Annotated in this window: 8 protein-coding genes; 5 read left to right on the top strand and 3 right to left on the bottom strand. The window is 67.0% G+C overall.

Going from position 1 to position 5,956, the window contains the following annotated elements; all coding sequences use genetic code 11:
• The first annotated feature begins 127 nt into the window (after positions 1 to 127).
• The 3 genes from WAW17_RS22055 (at position 128) to WAW17_RS22045 (ending at position 3,165) form a co-directional block, all read left to right on the top strand.
• Entirely contained in the window at positions 128 to 745 is a 618-nt protein-coding gene (locus tag WAW17_RS22055) for a TetR/AcrR family transcriptional regulator (RefSeq protein ID WP_422335046.1), read from the top strand.
• Between the two features lie 47 nt (positions 746 to 792).
• Positions 793 to 1,698, top strand: a complete 906-nt coding sequence (locus WAW17_RS22050; RefSeq protein ID WP_422335045.1) for an alpha/beta fold hydrolase — start codon at positions 793 to 795, stop codon at positions 1,696 to 1,698.
• A 180-nt stretch (positions 1,699 to 1,878) separates the two neighbouring features.
• A complete protein-coding gene (locus WAW17_RS22045) occupies positions 1,879 to 3,165 on the top strand; it encodes a lactate 2-monooxygenase (RefSeq protein WP_422335044.1) in 1,287 nt (428 codons plus the stop codon).
• A 5-nt stretch (positions 3,166 to 3,170) separates the two neighbouring features.
• Here WAW17_RS22045 and WAW17_RS22040 read toward each other — a convergent pair whose 3' ends face one another.
• Complete coding sequence (locus WAW17_RS22040; RefSeq protein WP_422335043.1) at positions 3,171 to 3,455, bottom strand: LuxR C-terminal-related transcriptional regulator; 285 nt, start codon at positions 3,453 to 3,455, stop codon at positions 3,171 to 3,173.
• 123 nt (positions 3,456 to 3,578) lie between these two features.
• Entirely contained in the window at positions 3,579 to 4,655 is a 1,077-nt protein-coding gene (locus tag WAW17_RS22035; protein WP_422335042.1) for a GmrSD restriction endonuclease domain-containing protein, read from the bottom strand.
• A 122-nt stretch (positions 4,656 to 4,777) separates the two neighbouring features.
• Between WAW17_RS22035 and arfB the strand changes: the two genes are divergently transcribed.
• Both arfB and WAW17_RS22025 read left to right on the top strand, forming a co-directional pair.
• Complete coding sequence (gene arfB, locus WAW17_RS22030) at positions 4,778 to 5,239, top strand: alternative ribosome rescue aminoacyl-tRNA hydrolase ArfB (protein WP_422335041.1); 462 nt, start codon at positions 4,778 to 4,780, stop codon at positions 5,237 to 5,239.
• A 131-nt stretch (positions 5,240 to 5,370) separates the two neighbouring features.
• Positions 5,371 to 5,799 (top strand): sigma factor-like helix-turn-helix DNA-binding protein, encoded by a 429-nt coding sequence (locus WAW17_RS22025; RefSeq protein ID WP_422335040.1) that lies wholly within the window; start codon positions 5,371 to 5,373, stop codon positions 5,797 to 5,799.
• 12 nt (positions 5,800 to 5,811) lie between these two features.
• Here the strand turns inward: WAW17_RS22025 and WAW17_RS22020 are convergent.
• Positions 5,812 to 5,956: VOC family protein (locus WAW17_RS22020; protein WP_422335047.1), on the bottom strand; the 145-nt coding region annotated here is incomplete at its 5' end.

Here is a 5,956-nt window from a genome sequence, read left to right as displayed (position 1 = left end):
AGTGTGCTGCCGGCCGGTGGGTCGGCCTAGGCTTTCGACAAGAATCCTCCCCGGATCAAATGTGACAGGACGTCCTGTCAGTTGGGTGTAGTGTGCGTCACAGTCGGGTGTCTGTCAACATCGACATATGAGTCAGCCGGCACGCCAGTACCGCGGGATGAGTTCGCAGGAGCGTGCTGCCGAGCGTCGTGCGCGACTCCTCGAGGCCGGCCTGCAGGTGTTCGGTACAGCCGGAGCCGAGAAGGCGACCATGACGGCGATCTGCGCCGAGGCGAAACTCACGGAACGCTACTTCTATGAGAGCTTCACAGGCCGGGACGATCTGTTGATGCAGGTCATCGAACATATCGCCACGGAAATCCGAGAGGCCGCGCTCGCTGCGCTGCAGACGGTGACCGGAGATCCCGAGGTACGGGTACGGGCGGCGATCTCCGCCTTCGTCCAGATCCTCACCGCGGACCCCCGGAAGGGACAGGTCTCGATCGTCGAGTCGGCGGGGGCGGAGCCGCTGCGAACCCGGCGACGGCAGTTGTTGCACGGATTCGCCGCCTTGGTGGCGGAGGAGTCGAAGGAACTGTACGGAGACCGGGCGTTGTCGTCGCCGCAGGACGAGATCACCGCATTCCTGTTCGTAGGCGGGCTCGCCGAACTCATCACGGCCTGGCTGAACGGCGAGATCGACGTGACGCCGGAGCAGATCGTGGACGCGGCCACCTACCAGTTCACTTCCACGGCGCACCGGTAGGCGAGGTCCCCGCCGGCGTGATGGCGGTCACGTGTAATGCTGTGGGCATGGTGGACATCGCGCGCCCGCAGTTGGAGGGCACAATAGCGGTCGGGGAGGATCGCAGGCTCGGATTCGCCGAGTTCGGTTCGGCGCAGGGTAGGGCGGTGATCTGGTTGCACGGTACTCCCGGCGCCCGTCGTCAGGTGCCGGTGGAGGCCCGCGTCTATGCGGAACGCAATCATGTCCGGCTCATCGGTCTCGACCGTCCCGGCGTCGGCTCCTCGACGCCGCACTCGTACGAGTCGGTGCTGGCATTCGCCGAGGATCTCCGCACAGTGGCAGATACGCTGGGGATCGACCGGATGGCGGTGATCGGTCTCTCCGGTGGTGGCCCGTACGCGCTCGCGGCCGCGTATGCGATGCCGGACCGGGTGGTCGCCGCCGGGATCCTCGGAGGCGTCGCGCCGACGCAGGGCCCGGACGCAATCAGGGGCGGACTGATCGACCTCGGAGTGTTCATCGCACCTGCGCTCGTAGCCGGGGTGCCGATCGGTCTCGCGGCCAGCGCAGTCATCCGCGTCGCGAAGCCCTTCGCGTCGCCGATCATCGACCTCTACGGGTGGCTGTCCCCGGAGGGCGACCGCCGCCTCCTGGCACGGCCCGAGTTCAAGGCGATGTTCCTGGACGACCTGCTCAACGGTGGACGCAAACAGTTCAGCGCGCCCTTCGCGGACATCGTGCTGTTCGCCAAGGACTGGGGTTTCCGCGTCGGTGACGTCACCACGCCGGTGCGCTGGTGGCACGGCGACCACGACCACATCATCCCGTTCCGGCACGGAGAGCACATGGTGTCGCTGCTGCCCAACGCGGAGCTCCACACCATGCACGGCGAAAGCCACCTCGGCGGGCTGGGACTGGCCGAGGGCATCCTCGGTTCGCTCCTCGAGATCTGGGACGCCGCGGAGAAGTAGCCCCCCGCCTCGTCGCCCCACCGCTCCCGCCTCGTCGCCCCACCGCTCCCGCCTCGTCGCCCAATGTCACAGTGGTTCAGTCAGATTGAACGAATGTGACATTGGGCGCGACGGCAGGGGACGCGAGGTGCTGCGGCGGCCGGATGTCCCCGGACGTCCTGCTGTGCAAGACTCGGGCACATGTCTTCGAGCGCGCATCAGGACAATCCGGGCCGGGCCCGTCAGAACGTGATCTACCGGAACGGTGTCCTCGGCCGTATCCCTTCGGTCCCCACGGATTTCGATACGCTGGAGCGCCGGGCTCGCAGGAAAATGAGTGCGAAGGCGTGGGCGTACGTGCACGGCGGCGCGGGGATGGGCCGCACGATGCAGGCGAATCGCGAGGCCTTCGACAGGTGGCAGATCGTGCCGCGGGTGTTGCGTGACGTCTCCCACCGGGATATCGGTGTCGAACTGTTCGGCCGACGTCTGCCTGCCCCGGTCCTTCTCGCACCGGTGGGCGCTGCCGAACTCGCTCGGCCCGAGGGTGACGTGGCGATCGCCTCGGCGGCCGCGGAACTGGGCGTGCCGTATATCTTCTCCAATCAGGGGTCCGTGCCGATGGAAGCCGCCGCGGCCGTGATGGGGGATTCGCCGCGGTGGTTCCAGCTCTATTGGAGCACCGACGACGACCTGGTCGACAGTTTCCTCCACCGTGCCGAGAACATCGGGGCGGACGCCGTGGTGGTCACGCTCGACACCACCATGCTCGGCTGGCGTCCGGAGGACCTCAACCTCGGTTCGCTGCCCTTCGCGCAGGGCCAGGGCATCGCCCAGTACACGTCAGACCCGGTGTTCCTGCGGATTCTGCGGGACCGGATCACGGCGGCGACGGGCAAGGCCGACGTGGAGGTGACGCTGGGCGCGATCCGCTCGCTGGTGTCGATGACCCGGCGTTTTCCGGGGAAGTTCCTCGACAATCTCCGCTCGCCCGAGCCGCGCGCGGCCGTCGAGACGTTTCTCGACATCTACTCACGGCCGTCGCTGAGCTGGGCAGACATCGAGACGCTCCGTAACCGGACGACGTTGCCGATCCTGCTCAAGGGTGTGCTGCATCCGGACGATGCCCGGCGCGCTCTCGATTCCGGTGTGGACGGTCTCGTCGTGTCCAATCACGGTGGACGTCAGGTGGACGGCAGTACCTCGTCGTTGGACGCGCTCGCCGATATCGCCCCGGTGGTCGACGGCAGGCTGACGCTGCTTCTGGACAGTGGGATCCGCTCGGGTGCAGACGTCTTCAAGGCTCTCGCTCTCGGCGCGGACGCTGTGACGCTGGGCCGGCCGCACCTGTACGGGCTTGCGCTGGCGGGCCGGGACGGCGTGCGGGACGTGACCGCCAACGTGATCGCCGAATTCGACCTCACGATGGGCCTCAGCGGCCTCACCTCGGTGGCCGAGATCGGACGGGACGCGCTGCGCCGGGTGTGAGCCGCTCAGAGTTCGGCGAGGTCGACGATTTCGTCCTGAAGCGCTCGCACAAGCAGGGTGGACTTGGTGGAGGCGTCACGTCCCACCTGGGCGTACTTCTCGCGAATGCGGGTCAGGTGGGTATTCACCGTGCCGAGGGCGATGTGCAGGTCGTTGGCTACGGCCGATTTCGAATCGCTGCGTAGCCAGAGGCGCAGTACCTCGACCTCGCGGGCCGACAGGGCAGGTTTGCGGCGAACGGGGCTTCCGAGTATGTCGGGGGCGGTGGTCATGTCGATCTCAGCTTTCATACACGGACGACAACTACAGGTACCCGACGTCCCTGCAGGCAGTTCACGATAACCTGCAGCTCATCCGGGTGTCCCGGCAGTGCGGTTCTTCTTCGGGGTTTGTTGTTCTCGGTGACGGAATCGCTAGCTTTCGCAGGCGACGCCGTCATTGTCGCGGTCCAGATGGCTGCCGTAACCGGGTTCGCCGATATGGAGGGGTGCGGCTCCCGCTGCCTTGGCCGCAGCGCAGTTCTTGTAGTAGACCTCGGCCGGTGCGGGCACCGGGGCGACGAACGGCACCGGTGCGGGCACCGGTGCAGGCTCGGCCGTGGCAGGCACCGGTACGGGGGCGGCGCTGGTGGTGGGCGCCTTCGTTGCCGCGCCGCAGTCCTGGAGTACGCGGGCGATCGCGTCGTGTTCGGCCTGCGTCACCCAGAGCCCGTATGCGGCCTTGACCTCGACCTGATCGGCAACATAGGTGCACCGGTAGCTCTTGTTCGGTGGCAGCCAGGTAGCGGCGTCGCCGTCCGACTTCTGCTGGTTGGCAGGCCCGTCGACGGCCTTCAGATTGCGGGGGTCGTTGGCGAAGTTCCGGCGGGCTTCGGTATCGAGCTGCTGCGCACCCTTCTGCCAGGCATCCGATAGCGCGACGACGTGATCGATCTGAACCGCGGTGGAGGTTTCGGAGCCGCGCACGAAGGCGATGGTCTTCCCGGTGTACGGGTCGTGGAGGGTGCCGGTCTGCACGGCGCAGTCGCGTGAGCCGGGCTTGAACACGATGTCGACGAGATCACGACGCAAGATGTCGTTTCTGGTGTCGCAACCGTTGTGCCCGCCCTCGACGGTGACGTCGTCGGTCCAGGCCTGCCCGAACAGTTCACGGTCGTACCCGGTCTTGGGTGCGCGCCCCTTGACCTCGAGGGTGGCGAGTTGGGCGAGGGTGGCGTTCGCGTCGCCGCCGGCGACCGCTTCGGCCGGCGACAGCGCGAACACGGTCGACGTCGGGGTCGCTGCCGGCACGGTGGCCGACGCGGTCGACTCCGACGTCGTGACCGCCTGAGAAACGGCAGCGGACGCGGTGACCTGGGCTGATTCATCGGGCGACGGGGAGCAGGCCGACACCGCGACGGTGAGCGCGACGAGACCGCCGGTGATCCAGTGCGCCTTGTCGCGCCGGGCGGGGTCGCGCGGGGCAGGCGTGGAGGGCGGGTTGTGCGTCACATGGAGGTCCTTCAAGGAAACAGTGATAGTCCAACGTTCATCGAAGCTGGACACTACGTCGTTACTGCGCGGAACTATTTACGGGATGTCGATGCGCACGGTGATCATGGGAAACTGCCATCATGAGCGAAGGGACTCCTGTCTTCGGCGGCGCCGAGGTGACCGACGATCTCGAGGTCACGCGGGCGCTGGTCATCCCCGCCGCCGAACTTCGGTGGAGGTTCTCCCGTTCGGGCGGGCCCGGCGGCCAGTCGGTCAATACCACCGATTCGCGGGTGGAACTTGCGGTCGATCTGTGGACCCTCTCGACCCTGTCGGCGGCTCAGCTCGACCGCATGCAGACGGCGCTCGCGCATCGGATGGTGGACGGCGTCGTCACGATCACGGCGTCGGAGACCAGGTCTCAGTTGCGGAATCGCAAGGCTGCGCGGGCGCGTATGTCGGCTCTGCTTCGATCGGCTCTGTTGTCGGAACGTCGGCACAGGCGGCCGACCGCGCCCACCAGGGGATCCCGGCAGCGCAGGCTGGATGCGAAGAAGCAGCGTGGTCAGACCAAGAGTCTCCGGAGGAAGCCCGAACTGTAACCCGGTATATGGGGCCGGAAATGGGGAAAGTCCCCGATGTGCGCCGCAGTAGAGTGGTGAAAGGCTCAGGGGAGACGTTCTGCACGCCGGTGGTCGGCGGAGTTCTGGTGGCGAATTCGGGGGAATTGCACATGAGTGTCGTCGATGAACAGCTCCATTCGGCCGCGCTGGCCGCGGCGGCGGGGGATCGGGAGGCCGTCAAGGCCGCTGTCGAAGTGTTGTGGCCGCGCGTGGTGCGTTATTGCCGGGCGCGTTCGGCCGAGTCGGTGGCGCATGACGCCTGCCTGGCGGTGGCCCGCGAACTACCGCGCCTTGCCCGACGGGAGCATCCGATGCAGGAGATCTACCGCGTGATCCGGCGCGTGGTGGCGCAGGCCGGATACATCACCGCCGCGGCGACTGAGGGTCCGCTGCAGAGCCTGGAACCGATTGCGCGCGAGATCGTCACATTGCGGGTGATCGACGGGCTCTCCGTGCCCGACACCGCCGGGGTGCTCGGTCTACCCGTGGGCCGCGTTCTCGTGGTTCAGCACCGCGCGCTCCGCAGGCTGCACGCGTGACCACAGCCTTCGTCACCGGCTGGAGAGGACGCAGAACTCGTTTCCTTCGGGATCGGCGAGAACAACCCAACTCTGTTCGCCCTGACCGACATCCGCATGCCGGGCTCCGAGAGACAGGAGTCGCTTCACCTCGGCTTGCTGGTCTTCGGGACGGAAG

Source organism: Rhodococcus sp. (in: high G+C Gram-positive bacteria) (genome assembly GCF_049286785.1).
Taxonomy (GTDB): domain Bacteria; phylum Actinomycetota; class Actinomycetes; order Mycobacteriales; family Mycobacteriaceae; genus Rhodococcus_F.
Note: the sequence above shows the minus strand (reverse complement) of the source record. Positions and strands in the feature narration are given on the sequence as shown.